The organism is Paenibacillus sp. H1-7, from assembly GCF_022354825.1.
Taxonomy (GTDB): domain Bacteria; phylum Bacillota; class Bacilli; order Paenibacillales; family NBRC-103111; genus Paenibacillus_S.
Genome location: NZ_CP031168.1, coordinates 5902748 through 5919688 on the forward strand (window position 1 = coordinate 5902748; position 16941 = coordinate 5919688).

General features: G+C 50.2%; 19 protein-coding genes. 1 reads left to right on the forward strand and 18 read right to left on the reverse strand.

The window, feature by feature from the left end; translation table 11 throughout:
- Window positions 1-35: 35 nt before the first annotated feature.
- The 18 genes from DVH26_RS26065 to DVH26_RS26150 all read right to left on the reverse strand — a co-directional run bounded on the left by DVH26_RS26065 (window position 36) and on the right by DVH26_RS26150 (window position 14502).
- Window positions 36-497 (reverse strand): YaiI/YqxD family protein, encoded by a 462-nt coding sequence (locus DVH26_RS26065; RefSeq protein ID WP_239627026.1) that lies wholly within the window; start codon window positions 495-497, stop codon window positions 36-38.
- A 95-nt stretch (window positions 498-592) separates the two neighbouring features.
- On the reverse strand, window positions 593-1405 hold the full coding sequence (locus DVH26_RS26070) for a pyruvate, water dikinase regulatory protein (protein WP_239627029.1): 813 nt from the start codon (window positions 1403-1405) through the stop codon (window positions 593-595).
- A 194-nt stretch (window positions 1406-1599) separates the two neighbouring features.
- A complete protein-coding gene (recO, locus tag DVH26_RS26075; protein WP_239627031.1) occupies window positions 1600-2346 on the reverse strand; it encodes a DNA repair protein RecO in 747 nt (248 codons plus the stop codon).
- Between the two features lie 29 nt (window positions 2347-2375).
- Window positions 2376-2522 (reverse strand): YqzL family protein, encoded by a 147-nt coding sequence (locus DVH26_RS26080; protein ID WP_239627033.1) that lies wholly within the window; start codon window positions 2520-2522, stop codon window positions 2376-2378.
- A gap of 161 nt (window positions 2523-2683) precedes the next feature.
- Window positions 2684-3595 carry a GTPase Era gene (gene era, locus DVH26_RS26085; RefSeq protein WP_239627035.1) on the reverse strand — a complete coding sequence of 304 codons (912 nt, stop codon included), beginning with the start codon at window positions 3593-3595 and terminating at the stop codon, window positions 2684-2686.
- Complete coding sequence (gene cdd / locus DVH26_RS26090) at window positions 3592-4011, reverse strand: cytidine deaminase (RefSeq protein ID WP_239627037.1); 420 nt, start codon at window positions 4009-4011, stop codon at window positions 3592-3594. Before cdd ends, era begins: the two co-directional genes overlap by 4 nt.
- Window positions 4012-4030: 19 nt before the next feature.
- Entirely contained in the window at window positions 4031-4720 is a 690-nt protein-coding gene (locus tag DVH26_RS26095) for a diacylglycerol kinase family protein (RefSeq protein ID WP_239627040.1), read from the reverse strand.
- Between the two features lie 8 nt (window positions 4721-4728).
- Window positions 4729-5301, reverse strand: coding sequence for an rRNA maturation RNase YbeY (gene ybeY / locus DVH26_RS26100; RefSeq protein WP_239627043.1), 573 nt, complete (start codon window positions 5299-5301; stop codon window positions 4729-4731).
- Between the two features lie 3 nt (window positions 5302-5304).
- Entirely contained in the window at window positions 5305-7557 is a 2253-nt protein-coding gene (locus tag DVH26_RS26105; RefSeq protein WP_239627046.1) for an HD family phosphohydrolase, read from the reverse strand.
- Window positions 7558-7595: 38 nt separating this feature from the next.
- Window positions 7596-8570, reverse strand: coding sequence for a PhoH family protein (locus tag DVH26_RS26110; RefSeq protein WP_481857621.1), 975 nt, complete (start codon window positions 8568-8570; stop codon window positions 7596-7598).
- 31 nt (window positions 8571-8601) lie between these two features.
- Complete coding sequence (gene yqfD / locus DVH26_RS26115) at window positions 8602-9783, reverse strand: sporulation protein YqfD (protein ID WP_239627051.1); 1182 nt, start codon at window positions 9781-9783, stop codon at window positions 8602-8604.
- Window positions 9784-9797: 14 nt separating this feature from the next.
- Window positions 9798-10076 carry a sporulation protein YqfC gene (gene yqfC / locus DVH26_RS26120; RefSeq protein ID WP_239627054.1) on the reverse strand — a complete coding sequence of 93 codons (279 nt, stop codon included), beginning with the start codon at window positions 10074-10076 and terminating at the stop codon, window positions 9798-9800.
- 187 nt (window positions 10077-10263) lie between these two features.
- The gene (locus DVH26_RS26125; protein ID WP_239627056.1) at window positions 10264-10773 is read right to left on the reverse strand and encodes a hypothetical protein; all 510 of its coding nucleotides are present in this window, start codon (window positions 10771-10773) and stop codon (window positions 10264-10266) included.
- A gap of 33 nt (window positions 10774-10806) precedes the next feature.
- Complete coding sequence (floA, locus tag DVH26_RS26130; protein ID WP_239627058.1) at window positions 10807-11799, reverse strand: flotillin-like protein FloA; 993 nt, start codon at window positions 11797-11799, stop codon at window positions 10807-10809.
- A gap of 74 nt (window positions 11800-11873) precedes the next feature.
- Entirely contained in the window at window positions 11874-13265 is a 1392-nt protein-coding gene (locus tag DVH26_RS26135) for an NfeD family protein (RefSeq protein ID WP_239627060.1), read from the reverse strand.
- 156 nt (window positions 13266-13421) lie between these two features.
- Window positions 13422-13865 (reverse strand): GatB/YqeY domain-containing protein, encoded by a 444-nt coding sequence (locus tag DVH26_RS26140; protein WP_239627062.1) that lies wholly within the window; start codon window positions 13863-13865, stop codon window positions 13422-13424.
- Window positions 13866-13877: 12 nt separating this feature from the next.
- Window positions 13878-14051, reverse strand: a complete 174-nt coding sequence (rpsU, locus tag DVH26_RS26145) for a 30S ribosomal protein S21 (protein ID WP_010491812.1) — start codon at window positions 14049-14051, stop codon at window positions 13878-13880.
- Between the two features lie 106 nt (window positions 14052-14157).
- Window positions 14158-14502: a histidine triad nucleotide-binding protein gene (locus tag DVH26_RS26150; RefSeq protein ID WP_239627064.1), complete on the reverse strand. Its 345-nt coding sequence runs from the start codon at window positions 14500-14502 to the stop codon at window positions 14158-14160.
- A 483-nt stretch (window positions 14503-14985) separates the two neighbouring features.
- Between DVH26_RS26150 and DVH26_RS26155 the strand changes: the two genes are divergently transcribed.
- Window positions 14986-16941, forward strand: a complete 1956-nt coding sequence (locus DVH26_RS26155) for an FAD-dependent oxidoreductase (RefSeq protein WP_239627066.1) — start codon at window positions 14986-14988, stop codon at window positions 16939-16941.

The following is a 16941-nucleotide window of genomic DNA, read 5'->3' on the forward strand; positions in this document are numbered from 1 at the left end:
CCACCTTCAATTCCATTAACACGTATTACTATTCGCTACCTCTCCGCAATCTCCTGCAAGGATCTCAAAAGTTTTGTCAAAGAATGTAGAAAAAAATGTCGATCCTCGTCGGTAAACGGTTTCGGCCCTTTGGAATGCTTGCCTCCGCGCCGCTGCTTCGCCTGCTCGTGCCTCCGGTCCAGCAAAAAATCGATTGTCCTGTCGCTGTATTGCTGGCCGCGGTTGGAGAGAGCGATGGCTTTCTTGCCGAGAGCAAGAGCCGCAAGCCCGAAATCCTGCGTCACCAGAATATCTCCGGGAGCTATCCGGTTTGCAATATACAGATCGACCGATTGATCGGAACGATCGACTTGAACAATCTGCACGCCGTCCATCGGAGACAAGCGATGATCGAAGGAAGCAACCATTACCACATCGACATGAAACTGCGCCGCAGCTTTGACGATTTCCGACTTTACCGGACAAGCGTCGGCATCCACAATGATTTTATGAGTCATAATTCAAGTCCTATCGAATTCGTACTTAAGTACCACCGTAATATTATATACGATGAAGAAATAAAAAATCCTGCTCCCCATCGGGAAAAAACCGTTTATCGGCTTTGGAGCAATTCGATGATCAAACTCGCCGTTTCTTCGACAGCCTTGTTTGACACATCAATGATTCGGCAGCCCAGCCTTTTCATGATTTTGTCGGCAAATGCGAGCTCCATATTGATTCTTTCGACATTTGCGTACATTGCATCCTGAGGCAAGCCGAGCATTTTCAGTCGCTCCGAACGGATCACGTTCAGCTTCTCCGGAGTAATGCGAAGCCCGATGATTTTCTTGTTCGATACGGTGAACAGCTGTTCCGGCGGCTGAATTTCCGGCACCAGCGGAACATTGGCGACCTTGAACTTTTTGTGGGCCAAATACATGGACAACGGGGTTTTCGACGTTCGCGATACACCGACCAGCACGATATCGGCTTGCAGCACGCCGTTGAAATCTCTTCCGTCATCATACTTCACCGCAAATTCGACCGCTTCGACCTTCTTGAAATAATCTTCATCCAGCGGATGTATCATGCCCGGCTGATGGCGCGACTCCTGCTGCAGCTTCTTCTCAAGCGAGCCTATGATCGGCCCAAGCAAATCAATGTATTGCAGCTGGCTGCGAATCGCCTGCTCGACCAAATAATCGCGCAGCTCCGGGATGACGAGCGTAAATACGATGATTCCGTCCCTTTGCTTCGCCGTTTGGATGAGTCTGTCGATTCCCGCCCTGTCCTCCAAAAAAGGAACGATGCGCATATCCACCGGCTGAGGATAAAACTGCACCATGGCCGCGCGAACCACAGCCTCCCCCGTCTCTCCCGCAGAATCGGAAGCAACGTAGATTATCGGATTCGTTTGTTCCCCCATGATCAACCTACTTTCTTTAGACAAGCTACTATTAATACGTATGTAACAGCGATTTGTTTCGCTTGCTTGAACAGGATTCCCTCTTCAAACAAAAAATTCCCGCCGGCATAAAGCATAAAAGAGGGTGCCGGACGAGAAGTCGTCTTTAATGTTAATATATTATATTACCAAACAGCAAGATTAATGTCAAAGCTTTATACGCCGTATTTCTCCATTTGTTCGAGAAAATGGCGAGATTTCAAGTTGAGCCCGATATGAGCGTCAAAATAGCTCCGCATCAGCTGCTTTAAAGCCTGCTTCGTTTCAGGCTTCACATCGATTTGTCCCAGCCTGCGGATGTCGGCTTGGGCAAAAATGCGCAGCAGCTTCAGCATGCCGGCCGACAGCGGGATTGCTTGAGGGTCTTTGCCCCGGCAGCGGTCGCATAAGATGCCTCCCATCCCTGCACTGAACCGCATATCTCCTTGCACCGACCGGCAGGAAACGCATGCATCGAGCTCCGGCAAATAACCGGCATGCATCCATATTTTCATTTCGTACATGAAGCCTATAATCTGCATGTCCTTATCTTCTTCGAGACCTTGCAGCGCGGCTCTCAGCTGCTCAAACAAAAAAGCGTTAGCCTCCTGATCGGCCAGCATCCGATCGGTCAGCTCCGCCATGTAGGAGGCATAAGCCGCTTTATACAAATCGTCCCGGATCCGGTGATGCGAATCCGTTATTTCCGCATGGTTCAGCGTACCCAGCTGCCCTGACTTGAAAAATAAATAATCGCCATACGTAAACAGCTGGGCAACGGATGCATAGCGGCTTTTCACTTTCTTCGCTCCTCTGACAATGACTGCCATCTTGCCGAATTCGAGCGTAAACAAAGTGATGATTTTATTGCCTTCCCCATAATCCATACTGCGGATAACGATCCCCTGTACTCTGTATTGCATCGTCCGTTCCCCCATGCCTTGACCAAAGGTTATTGTAACCCGTCTGCATCGTCCGGCGAAGACTCCTCCTCCAATTCAACGTCGGAGCTATGCTCATCAAACGGAATTTCCTTGTAAAGCAGGTAAGCATCCACATTCCCGGTCATCGAAAAATACTTCCACGAAAAATCTCTCATGTGTATCCATCTCCTCTCCTGAGCACTTCACTATAAGAAGGTTACTTAATAGCTAAGGCAAAAGGATGAACAATATTGTCGACATCATTAGGATGATACGTTTGAGGTGGAAGTATGCCAAGTAATAACTGGCATGGAATGCAAGATGCTTACACAGCCTGCTATTCGTTGCGGAAGCCCAGATCGCGCAGAACGCGCTCCTGGTTGCGCCAGTCCTTCTTCACTTTGACCCATAGCTCCAGGAAGGTTTTCGAGCCGAGCAGCGCTTCGATATCCTGCCGCGCCTTTTGCCCGACTTCTTTCAAGAGCGCTCCTTTTTTCCCGATAATAATCCCTTTTTGCGAATCCCGCTCCACGTAAATGACGGCGGAAATATGTACGACTCCGTTCTCGGCCACTTTCATATCCTCAATCGCGACGGCAATGGAGTGCGGAATCTCTTCGCGCGTCAAATGCAATATTTTCTCGCGAATCAGCTCTGCGCAAACAAACTGCTCCGGATGGTCGGTGACTTGGTCTGCAGGATAATATTGAGGGCCCTCCGGCAAAAACTTGACCACCTGTGCAAGCAATGTGTTCACATTGTTTCCTTGAATGGCGGAGATCGGAACGATTTCGGCAAAAGGATACAAATCCTTATACGTTGTAATGATCGGCAGAAGCTCTTCCGGCTGCACCTGATCGATTTTATTCATGACCAGAATGACCGGGGTCTTGATTTTCTTCAGATTTTCGATAATGAAGCGGTCTCCTCCGCCCAACCCTTCCACAACATCGATTAGAAATAAAATGGCGTCCACTTCGCTCAAGGAGCTTTCCGCCACCTTCATCATATAATCGCCCAGCTTGGATGACGGCTTATGGATGCCCGGCGTATCGAGGAAGACGATCTGTGCTTCATCCGTCGTATACACGCCGTGGATTTTGTTGCGGGTCGTTTGCGGCTTGTCCGACATGATCGCGATTTTTTGCCCGATCACCTGGTTCATCAATGTGGATTTGCCTACATTCGGCCGGCCTATAATAGCTACAAAGCCTGATTTAAATGCTTGTTTATTCGAATTCAATGTCATTTACGGTCAGTTCCTCCATTAAGATCATTCATTGTAAAAGCTCCCGGCAGAAGCGCGCCCACGGTCGTTTCGGCAATATCCCCTTTCGTATTCGCCAAATACACCGGCATATCCGGACGGCACAATTCAACAAGGACCTGCCGGCAAACGCCGCACGGCGTTATCGGAAGCGGAGTGTCGCCTATCACGGCCAATGCTTGAAAAGACTGCGGGGCTTCTCCATCGGCAACCGCTCTGAATAGAGCAGTCCGCTCAGCGCAATTCGTAGGGGAATAAGCCGCGTTCTCGACATTACAGCCCAAATGGACCTTCCCGCTGCTATCCAGAAGCGCAGCCCCCACCTGGAAACGGGAATAGGGTACATAAGCGTTTTGCATAGCTTGCTTAGCTAACGCGACTAATGCTTGCCGATCCATAAGACTCATCCCCATTCGATTAAATGTGTACCAAGTAATAAGCCAGCACGGATACGAAGCTCCCTATTACGGCGCCCAATAGCAGCGCGGGAAAGCCTCTCTTCCGTTTATCGTATAATACCATCATGACCAAAAAAGCCAATAAATACGCGAGCAGCGCAATAAAGGTGATGGTTGCGTAGCAAGCTATAAAGGTCGCAACTGCAAAAGCAAGTGCCGAGAGCAGGCTCGGCTGCACTCTTTTTCCTCCCGAGGAAAATCGGGTCTCCACTACAATTACTGTCAAAGCGACCAAGCATAACAGGATCCAGATCATTCCCGCGGAAAATACCGGACCTTCCTGGCCCTTTACATTGCGGAACAGCCGGTCGACCGGCTCGTAGAACACGATCATGCCGACAATAGCGGCAAAAGCCGCAGACACCAGTACGGAGGCTGCGGCCACATCCTTGGCTATTTTGGCCAGCGGATGGCGGTCCGGCATGGCAAGGTCGACGGCCTTTTCGACAGCCGTATTAATCAACTCCGTTACGATCATCATCGTAACGGCAAGTAAAATAAACAGGATTTCCAGCTTATGAAGACGGAAAAACAAAGCCATCACCAGAACGACGAAAGCTGCGAAAAAATGGAACTTCATGTTCCGCTGCGTGGCTAATGCATACTTGACGCCCTCATATGCGAAGCGAAAGCTCCTGTGCCACTTCACCTGCGGTCTCACCGGGTTAATCCTGCCTGCTGCAAAATGTGCTCCTGCTTCGCAAACATGACTTTCTCTTCCTCTTCGCTCTGATGGTCGTAACCGATCAGGTGCAGGAAACCGTGCACGAACAAGAAACCTAGCTCCCGATCCACCGAGTGGCCGTACTCCTCGCTTTGTTCAATCGCCCGAGGAACGGAGATTATAATATCGCCGAGCGGCTCTTCAAATGCTTCGTATTCTTCGTCTTCATCATGCTCGTCCTGGTCGTCATCATCACGACCGTCCGCATCTAGGGCACGGCTGTCTTCAAGATCCTCCTCTTCCATTTCGCCGAATACGATCTCGATTTCGTCGTCACCCATCTCCTGCATCGCGAAGGACAGCACGTCCGTCGGCTTGTCGAGGCCTCTGTATTCCTTGTTCAGCCGGCGAATTTCATTGTCGTCGACAAAGGTCAGAGCAACCTCTCCATCCCGTATATTCTCAGCTTCGCCTGCAAGCTGCAGAAGCTGACGGAGCTTCTCAATCAGCTCCTCCGAAACAGGAAATTCATTTTGTTCGTTGTTCCATTCCAGCCGCAAGCTCATACGTTAACTCCTTTTCCCCTGCTTAGCCGCCCCGTCCTGATTTTGCGCGGACAGATCGTTAGGGTATTCGATTCTCGAATGAAAAATGCCGAGCAGTGTTTCGTTCAATATTTTGGCGACAAGATCCAGTTCTTTGATGGTCAAGTCGCATTCGTTGAATTGCCCGTCGTCCAGACGGCTTTTGATGATTTTACGTACCATCGTATCGATTTGCTCCAGCGTCGGACTGCGGAGCGAGCGCACCGCGGCCTCCACACAATCCGCGATCCCGACTATCGCCGCTTCCTTGGACTGGGCTTTCGGCCCAGGGTAACGGAAGTCCGCTTCCTCAACAGGCTTCGGCTCGTTCTCCGCTTCGGCGATTTTCTTGGCCTTGTGGTAAAAATACTGCAGCAGCGTCGTACCGTGGTGCTGCTCGGCAATATCCCGGATCGGCTTCGGAATGTTGTAATCCTTCAGCATCTCCACGCCGTCCCGCGCATGAGCCACGATAATGGATTTGCTCAAGTTCGGATCCATTTTGTCGTGAGGATTCTCGATATTCGTCTGGTTCTCGATAAAATAATTCGGGCGCTTCGTCTTGCCGATATCGTGATAGTAAGCCCCTACCCTGCACAGCAGCCCGTTAGCACCGATAGCTTCGGCTGCAGCTTCCGCCAAATTGCCGACCATGACACTGTGATGATACGTGCCCGGCGTTTCGGTCAGAAGCTTGCGCAGCAGCGGATGGTTCGGATTCGACAGCTCAACGAGCTTTAACGGCGAAAGAATGCCGAACGCCGCTTCGAAAAAGGGCAGCAGGCCGATGACAAACACCGCTGTCAGCAATCCGCCTCCGACGATGAAAGAAAGCGCGAACAACATCGTCTGCTTCGTCTCATGATCATCCAGCAGCAATAACGATGCGATGCACACCATGCCCAGCAAGGAAACGATGATCCCCGCCTTTAGAATGGAAGACCGCTGACTGGCGCGCTGGATCGAGAAAATAGCGGCAAAGGACGTTACTAGCGTAACGAGTCCATACCGGAAGTCAAACGTCTGCTGATGATCCGTGTTGAAGATGACGCTCGCCATTACGCTGAACAACACCGTGGATATAAACGCAAGATTCGTATCAAGCAATATCGCAATCAGCATCGCACCGAGCGCGGTCGGAGCCAAAAAGCCGATATACGGGTAATCCAGGTTTTGTACGAGCGAGAACAGCTTCATTCCAAGTATATTGATAAGCATTATAAGAACTAACATTAACAGCTGGGCGTTGTTCTGGCTTATCGCCAAGCTGCTCTGCTTGACGAACATATACATGACGAGCCCGAACATCATGGTAATGAGCAAAAGCCCTATTTTAGGCCAGTAGCTGGTATCGTCCCTGAGCATCTCCAGCCCGCTTAAGCGCTGATATATTTCCTCGGTAATAATGTCGCCCTTTTTCACGAGCACATCGTTCTTATTGATGAACACCGGCTTCACATTATCTCGGGCATGTCCCTTTGCTTCATCGGTGCCTTTCTGATCGAAAAACTTGTTCGGCGTAATAGCCGCTCTTACCAGCTCGAGCACAATTTCGCGCGTCGTGCTTTTGGTCAGCGTCGAAGTGTTGACGAGCTCGGCCACCTTGGCCCTTGCAGTCTGCGCATCCATTATCTGATCGTTCATAAGCCGGGTCACGATATCTTTAGCAACCGGCTCCATCGCGGTCAAATCCTCTTTGGCCACCCGCGGCAGCTTATAGTAGGTCTCTTCCGGTATACGGTACTGCTGCTCGCTGATTTTCTTGTGCATTTCCTGCAGCATCGGCTCGTTGTATTGGCCGCTTGCGGTATAAGATTTGGCTTGCTTATCCACATGATCGTCAATAATATTTTGAATGACCGTCTTGAAAATATTCACTTTATCGCCAAGCGTTACTTCCGTATCCGCATTGATTTGCTGCAGCTTCTCGAACATCGCCTCGATGATCATTTCGTTCTTCAAGGCAACAATCCGGTACACGGGCTGCACCCGCTGCGCCGCATCCTCTTTGGCCTTCTCCGTCGCCACTGCGTTTTCCACAGCCCTTGGAGCGAGCAAATCCTTCTCGGCCGTAGAGCCTAGCTGGATATCGAACGTCTGCGGAATCAGCTTGCCCATTAATGCCGTATAGAAAATGACGACCAGCACAAGAAACAGAAGAAAGCGCACAGGTGCGCTATATTTCCAGCCTGCCAGCCGGTATTGAAACTTGCCTTGAATGGAAACCTGGTTTTTCATCCCGAAAGGTCAACCCTTTCTTAGCTTATCCCCATGTTTTAACGGTCGAGCTGTTTTTCTTTATCCTCATTGTAAGCGACAATAATCTTTTGAACCAATGAGTGTCTGACCACGTCCGCTTCAGCAAATTCAATCATACCAATTTCTTCCACATTCTTCAAGATACGCTGCGCTTCTACAAGACCGGACGATTTCCCGCGAGGCAAATCGATCTGCGTCACGTCTCCGGTAATAACCATCTTCGAGCCGAACCCGAGCCGCGTCAAAAACATCTTCATTTGCTCCGGCGTCGTATTCTGCGCTTCATCCAAAATAATAAAGGAATCGTCCAAAGTTCTGCCGCGCATATAAGCCAGCGGGGCGATCTCGATGAGCCCTCTTTCGAGCGATTTCACTACTTGCTCCGGCCCCAGGACGTCATTAAGAGCATCATACAATGGACGTAAATAAGGGTCAACCTTTTCTTGTAAATCCCCGGGGAGAAATCCCAGGCTCTCTCCGGCTTCCACGGCAGGCCGGGTCAACACGATCCGTTTGACCTTGCCCTCCTTAAGCGCCGATACGGCAAGCACGACGGCGATATACGTTTTCCCCGTTCCTGCAGGACCGATACCGAACACTATATCTTTCTGCTTGATCGTAGACACATACTGCTTCTGCCCGATCGTTTTCACCCGGATGGGCTTCCCTTTATGGGTAGTAGCGATGTCCCCTCTAAAAAGATCCAGCAGCTGATCGGCTTTCATTTGCTTGGCAAGCTCGATTGCGTAATGAATGTCCCGCTCGTTCAGTATGTAATTGTTGCGCACAAGCTCCAGCAATACCTCGAACAGCTGCTGCAATGAATCCAGCTCGCCCGGCTCGCCTTGAATGACGATCTCTTCTTCGCGGGAGCGGATTTTGGCAGAGGTCTGCTCTTCGATCAGATGCAGGAACTTGTCCTGCGGTCCAAAGAGCGCCAGCCCTTCCGCCGTATTTTTCAGTGATACTTTCACGATTCGTGCGTTGTCGATCAACAGGCCTCTTCTCCTTCATGCGAACGCGTTATGGAACGATAGGTTGCTCTGCAGTGATAGATTCTTCCACTTCCAAATGTACTTCCATATAAACTTTACCATTCTCCGTCTTTTCATGCAAAATTTTTTCGCCTATCACCTTGGCATCCTTGCCTGCTGACGCGATGATTTCTCGCTTAGCCTGCTCCAAACCGAGCTTTCTCGCCTCTTCCTGATCCAGCGTCCGTTCCAGCTGCCGTACCTCCATTACGCGTTCTTTAAGCCAGCCTACCGGCAGGACCCAGTTTCTCCACTGCAGCGTTTTCCGTTCCCCAATCGTTTCGAATTGATCGAAGGCGAGCTTCCCGTATCCCGTAAGCTGTAAGGCCCGGTTACCGAATACAACATATTGCCGCTCCTTCGTCTCGCCTGTGTAAGCCTTATATTGATGAAGAAGCGGTACCTCCACCTTCGGGGTATACCACACTAGACCTCTTACCTCTCCGGACGCCACAACCGTCTGGCGGTTTACATCGTCGCCGATGATGCCGGATATAAGGATGTCCCCTTTTCGGACATACGTATTCTGCTTAACGACAGGCTTCCCCTTCTCCGCCAATATCGAGGTGACCATCGCGTTTTTCGATGCAACCAGGTGTCGCGGGCTGAGCAGTGGCGGCTTCTCCGGTATCGTTGCTTCCACCACTTTGATCACGATATGCGTTCCGTGAATTTCTACTCCGACCCATGCGGTTCCGGGCAGATGGGTTTGAATCGTCTTGGCCAATGTCTCCGGATTTTTCAGGCGATGCTTCCACTGCATTTTATATACTCCCTGTTCTTTGGCCGCCTCCAGGATTTGCTGCGTGCTGAGCAGCTCATTACCTTCGACGCGCACCTGCCAAACGATCGACGACAGTAAATATAAGCCAACGACAAACCCGATGATGCCGATGGCGAAAATTTTTCTTTTTTCCAGCCGGTCCAAGAGAAACGGCATCCCATGTCTCTCCTTGACATGTACGCGACAGCCTGTCTTGCGCAGCAGCGGACGAAGACGAAAAAAATCCTTGATCAGGATGAACAGCTCCGCACGGGACTCGTCCAACAAGCGAATGTCCCACACTGTCATCCGCTTTTCCGTCAATTCATTGATCAGCCGATCGATTCGTGCTCCTCTGACATCAACCCTGACATATCCTCGCAGCGATAAGAGAAACGATGATTTCAATGTCGAACACCTCTTTACGGGATAATTTTTATGTCCTCTATAACCCCTTCAATGAACACTTCTTCCGATAAAATCGCCCGAATCACCAGCTGTTTGCCTCGTACCTCCAGGCTCCCCTTGGATAGCGCCAATCGTAAATAATCGCTGGAAAAATGCAGTACGCCCCGATGATTTTCAATGTACAGCTGCATATTCCCGATCATCGTCATTCGAGGCAGGTCCATTACTACATCTTGGGGAAGGTCCAGCAGCTTGGCGGTGAATTGGTTGAATCTTCGTGTCAGACTGCGCATACGGTTCCCCCTCAAGGCATGAATTTGGCCGCGAATAACGCAGCATAGGCTATTTACACCATATGCTGGAAGAACGGCAATTATGAGAGGTGGAAGAACGTATTGCATGATTCTAAAAAACAAAGAAGCACCGGCCCCAACCTGTGTTGGAGACCGATGCTCTTATCGCTTTTATGGGTAAGGCTATTTATTTTTTACCATACGGCTTCTTCGCCCGCGGAGGGCCGAGAATTTCGGCCCAGACTACCGCTTGCGCCAAAGTATCCTGTTTAATCGGCTGCAAAGAACCCTCTTGCTTCGGCTCGGATGGCATCCCCCACCTCTCCGACGGCAATATGCGCGTTCGCAGCGCCTCCCGAGAAGATTCCCGCCTCTTATCGCGCTCTGAAACGCCGTTATCAACCGTTTGAGGCCCTTTAGCCATTTCTTGAAGTCTAGGTTCCCTCGCTTCCTTAGGCTGCTCAGAACGAACTACAGGCTGTCGTGTTTTGGTAACGGCCGGCTGCTGCTTGACCGGCTTTCCCCAGCCACCGCTTCCACTACCGCCTCCTCCGAAAGGAGGCATCGATTGCTTGGGGGCAGACTTGTTCCCCCCATCGCCAGAACGTGCTTTCACATTTTTCCAAATGTTATTAAGCACAATGAAGATAATGGCGAGAATAAACCAGTTTTTCAACAAAAATTCTATGATATTCATGCCGGCACGCTCCTTCGATGCAATCTGGAGGCGTTATTCCTGCTCATCGCTTTTGCCGCTGTCGCTGGTTTTGCCGCCGATAGAAGAACGCATTTGCGTGTCGGCGTCGATATTTTTCAGATTCATGTAGTCCATAACGCCAAGCTTGCCTCCGCGCAGCGCTTCCGCCATGGCGAGCGGAACTTGAGACTCCGACTCCACTACTTTCGCCTTCATCTCGACAACTCGGGCTTTCATCTCTTGCTCCTGCGCAACCGCCATCGCACGGCGCTCTTCTGCTTTCGCTTGCGCAATACGTTTGTCTGCTTCCGCTTGCTCCGTCTGCAGGTGGGCGCCGATATTTTTGCCTACATCCACATCCGCGATATCGATGGACAAGATCTCAAATGCCGTACCCGCATCCAATCCTTTGCCAAGCACTGTCCGGGAGATCATATCCGGATTTTCAAGCACGTCTTTATGCGATCCGGACGAACCGACCGTCGTAACGATCCCTTCACCTACACGAGCGATGATCGTCTCTTCGCCGGCGCCGCCGACAAGTCGTTCGATATTGGCGCGAACCGTGACCCGTGCAATAACTTTAACTTCAATACCGTCTTTCGCTACAGCGGAAACGACCGGTGTTTCGATAACTCTCGGATTAACGCTCATTTGTACCGCTTGAAGCACATCACGACCGGCGAGGTCGATAGCAGCCGCCCGTTCGAATTCCAGATGAATGTTGGCGCGGTGAGCCGCGATCAGCGCATTGACGACACGATCCACATTACCGCCCGCCAGGAAATGGCTTTCCAGCTGATTGATCGTAACGTCCAGTCCGGCTTTCGTCGCTTTAATCATCGGATTGACGATACGGCTTGGAATAACGCGGCGCAAACGCATAGCAACCAGCGTAATGATGCCGATCCGCACGCCCGATGCCAACGCGGAAATCCACAGCATGATCGGTACGAAGCTTAAGAATACGGACAGCGCAATAATGATGATGGCCGCCAACAAAAAGAAATACACAATGGGATCCATAAAAATCTGTACCTCCAGTAGGTTTATTTTGACCGGTACAAGCCCGGCAGTTGCTGCAGCGTCATCTCAACGCTTTAGTGCACGATTTCATGAGCTTCTCTCACCACGATTCGCGAGCCTTCCACCAGAACGACGACTACCGGTTTGTTGACGGCAATAAATTCGCCCGAGGTGACGACATCGATACGTTCCTCCCCTACGGCTACTACACCCGCAGGACGAAGAGGAGTAAGCGCGACACCGGATTTGCCCAGCAAATCGCTTCTTGTAGTCGAGGAGGTATATCCCTGCTCCGCGGTGAGCTTATCCTTCAGAATGAATCGGTTCCAGACTCCGCGATGCTTGAAGATTCGGATGAAAATAATGACGACGATAATGGCCAGTACGCTGGCGATCATCAGGTTTAATGCAGCCTGCTTCGTGCTGTAGGCCGCCATGACGACGCTGCTGAATAAGCTGATGATGCCAAGTATCCCCAAAATACCAAAGCTGGACACGAAAATCTCGATGATCAGAAGGACGACGCCGATAATAAAGAGCGCGATTTCCTCCACCCCCGCAAACCCGACGATATAGTGGCCGAAAAAGTAAAGCCCGAAACCGAGAAGCCCGATAATTCCCGGGATTCCGAAGCCTGGTACGAACAGCTCAATCACAATTCCTGCAATTCCGATGAATAAAAGCAGTGTAGCTACCACTGGCTGGGTCAAAAAGCGCGAAAGCTTCTCCGCTGCGGACGGGTTCAGATGAATGACCGGGTGCTCCGCAGCGCCGATGAACCGCACCACTTCATTCAAATCGGCTGCCTTCGTTTCGGCGTACCCTACCTTCACCGCGTCGTCAGCCGTTAAGGAAACGAGCTGCCCTTTCGGCACCGTCTTGTTAATCGCTTTCAGCTCAACACCCACGTTTTTGTCGACCATGGCTTCGGCAATTAACGGATCCCGTCCTCTAAGCTCAGCCGCGGAGCGCATTTGACTGGCCCAGTGCGAGATGACCTTGACATTGTCAATCTCGCTGCCGGAAGCGTCTACAACCGCAGCCGCACCCATAGTGCTTCCCGGTCCCATGGCAATTTTGTTCGCATTTAAGGCAATGTAGCTTCCCGCAGACACCGCCCGGCCATGAACGTAAGCTATGGTCGGTATTTTGCTGTTCACGATCAGCTTCCCAATCTCTTCTGCCGAATCGACTCGTCCTCCTAGCGTATCGATGTCCAAAATAATGTACATCGCATGCGCTTCCTCCGCTTCCTTGAAGGCTCTTTCCAGAAACCTCTGCAGCCCGGTTTCCACCGTCTGGTGCACCGGAATGACCACGACGGGAGCCGAGAGCGGAACCGAAGCGGTTGTGCCTTTGGCGCTGTCGGCCGCATACACCGCTGCCAACGGCATCAGCAGAAGCACCGTCAGAAGCAGCAGAAACGCCAATCTGAATAGCAAGGAGCCAGGCTTGGCAATCGACATCTGCAAATGACCTCCTTTGAACCATTTTCCACCTATCCATAAAATACTACGTAAAGCATAGCCTATTCGATTCAAACATGCAAAATATTCCTGAAAGCTATGAAGCTGGCAGCACAAAAAAAGAACATCCCCCGAAAGGAATGTTCTTTCTCACTGCTATGATAAGAGTTGTTGAACAGCCTGATTGACAATCTTGCCATCAGCCCGTCCCTTCACCTTAGGCATTAATGCACCCATGACTTTTCCCATATCCGCTTTAGAAGAAGCACCCACTTCTTGGATGGTCTGCTGTACAATGGCTTTTACTTCTTCCTCAGATAACTGTTGCGGTAAGTACTCCATCAGAATTTCTATCTCTGCCTTAACGGTAACGGCCAAGTCTTCACGTCCGGCCTTTTCAAATTCTTGGAGGGAATCTTTGCGCTGTTTGATCTCGCGACTCAAAACGTCAAGTACTTCCTGGTCATCTAAGGTTTTACGCTGATCTATCTCAATATTCTTGATAGCTGCACGAACCATACGGATTACGGTGAGTTTGAACTTGTCTTGGCTCTTCATCGCAAGCTTCATATCTTCGTTTAATCTCTCGCTTAAGCTCATCGATTAAGCCTCCTAGAACTTTCTCTTACGAGCAGCCTCTGACTTCTTCTTACGTTTCACGCTTGGCTTCTCATAATGCTTGCGTTTCTTTACCTCCGCTAATACGCCATCTTTTGCGATGGAGCGCTTAAAGCGACGAAGTGCAGCATCTATAGTTTCATTTTTGCGAACTCGAGTTTCTGACACCAGTTTTCCCTCCCTCCGAACAGACCGTCCAAGACGAAAAAAGCGTTCATCAAACCTCATTATATGGTATACATAAACTAGGTGTCAACCTAAGGAAAAAGATTCTTCACTTGGCGTTGAGCGGACCTAATTTCTCCCCAGCTAACAGGTGATAATGAATATGAAAAACTACTTGTCCTCCGTCTTTACCGCAGTTATTGATGAGCCGGTAGCCGCTTTCGGCCACACCTTCCTGTCTGGCAATTTCTTGGGCGGCGCGATGAATTTCACCGATCAAGCCCCAGTCGCCGGGCTCAACATCGTTCATGGTTGCTATGTGTTTCTTGGGAATGATCAAAATATGTACGGGAGCGGCAGGCTGAATGTCGTGAAAAGCCAGTACGTGCTCATTTTCATACACTTTTTTGGAAGGAATTGATCCTTCAACAATCTTACAAAATATACAATCCATGACGGGTTGTCCTCCCAGCTCCATAAACTATGACGGTTTATTATTGGCCTCTAAACACGGTCGCTTCCTACTAAAAGAACCCCGATAGAAGTTTTTCTCCTAATAATATACCTAATTTTCGCCAAAAAAGAAACTGTACGTCTAAAGATTTGTAAAAGAAATGCAAAGAATAGGATACAAAGCGGGTTTTCGCCGGTTGAATCGAATGAATGTTCTTTCTTTGAGACGTTGATCCGTGTGAAAATCAGCAGCTTGAGTCACCTGCTCCATTCGTTGAAATGCGGAGTCATCGATGACGGTTCAGGGTAAAAGATAAGCAAAGATACGGGATACGCCGCTTTGGTTTATTTGGTGTAATAGCGGGCTGCCGCAGATGCGCAAAATAGACGAAAACCGTGAAAAATAAAGTGCACCCACACTTCTAGACTACCAGTCTAATATTATGTATAATGGAGCCGAAAAGAGTTGTGAGGTGAGCTTGAGATGAGCCGGTTGATGAGGGAGGCAACGCGTAAAAAGCGGGAGTACATGGCTGAGGTTGCACTCCGGCTATTTATGGAACGAGGCTACGAGCAGGTTTCCGTCGACGATATCATCGCCGCTACGAATACATCTAAAGGAACTTTTTATCATTATTTTCAGGGAAAAGACGAAATATTGCGCGAAATTTCACGCAAGCAAATGAACACGATTACCGAATGGGCTGTTAAGACACCCTCACAGGTGCAATCGTTGGAAGGACATATTACCAAGCTTTTTTTAGACTTGTCGTCCAATATTCAAGCTTACCCGCGTCTCGTGCGGAGTCTGATCGCTTTATCGCTGCAGAACGAATCGGTGAAAGCCATTGAGGAGGAACAATACCAGCTGCTTCATGAGCGGCTGCTTCGCTGGCTGCCCGATCCGAACAAGGTCCGGCTGCTGATCACTTCGTATAGAGGAACTCTATGGATGTGGTGTACGCAGGAGAATAAAGAATTGCCCGCTATGATGCGCAGCAACCTGGCTTGGGTTTGGTCAGGTCTACGTTCTGAACAACATGAACCATCCATCTCGGTAGAAACGGGGCAAGCCGGTATGCATAAAACTTGGCTTGCGCACAGCGCTAAGGAGGAAGTAAAAATGAGAGTAGCAATTATTGGCGGCGGATTGGCCGGTTTGACGGCTGCCGCATACTTGTCGGAGCAGCACGGTGTAGAAGGAATTCTATTTGAAAGAAGTCCTCAGTTCGGCGGCCGCGCATTTACATATGAAAAAGCCGGCTTTACGCTGAACTACGGCGCGCACGCCGTGTACGGCATCGACCGTCATGAGCTATCGGCTATGGAACGCGAGCTGGGGCTGTCGTTCAGCTCCAAGCAGGTGGATAAGCGCAAGGTCATGTATGCCAAGCACGATCACCTGACGCCCGCTCCGCTGGATTTCGTCAATCTGATGAAGACCGAGCTGCTGAATACGATGCAAAAGGTTCGCTTCGTCGGTGAAATCGCGGCGATTATCGGCAATATCCATAACTTGAAAAATTACGATACATTGGGCGACTATTTGGCCCATTCCGATGCGGATGAAGATGTCAAAGAGCTGTGGGAGCACTTGGTATGCTCGAACTTCTTTATTGCGCCGGAGGAAGCCCGCAAGGTTCCGGGTTCTGTAATCAGCGAATATTATCATAACCTGTTCTTGTCCAGCCGGCCTGTAAACTATGTTCTGGGCAGCTGGGCGGTCATTACGAATCAGCTCCGTCAAAAAATCGAAATTTCCGGGCGCTGGGAGCTTGCGCTTCAAGAAGGCGTCGATGCCATCCGTTACGAGGATCGGAAATTTATTCTTAAAACGAAAAACCGCGAGGAAGCGTTCGACCGTGTTGTCTTCGCGATGCCGGTACAGCAGACGTGCAAGCTGCTGAAAGGGACTCCTTGGGAACCGTTCCTGGCTCCATTCGAGAACAATACGGCAACCGAGGTTATGGTATACGATATCGGCCTGAAGCGTGTCGTCGCCCGTCCATTCTCCTACATCAGCGATATGGATAATAAAATGTTCATAAGCGACGTGTCCGCTACGGATCACACGCTGGTTCCGGATGGAGGCCAATTGCTGCAAGGTATCGCTTACCTCAGCGATTCGTTCGGCGACGAGCAGGAGCGCAAAGAATATTTGGAAACCAAAACGAAGCAAATGGAGAATTTGTTCGATCACTATTATCCGGGCTGGCGCGATGAAACAGCTGTAAAACGGGTGTCCAAAAAAGCAATGGTTTCGAGCGTTAAAAACATTGTAACGAACGAGCTGCTTCCAACCCGTCTGGATCATGTGCCTTTCTATTTCTGCGGCGACGGCTGCGTCGGGAAGGGTGAATTGGCGGAACGAGCGTTTTCGAGCGCCCGTCAAGTCGCGAAGTCGATTATCGAGGATGTTAAAGTTCCGGCCAGAGTATAA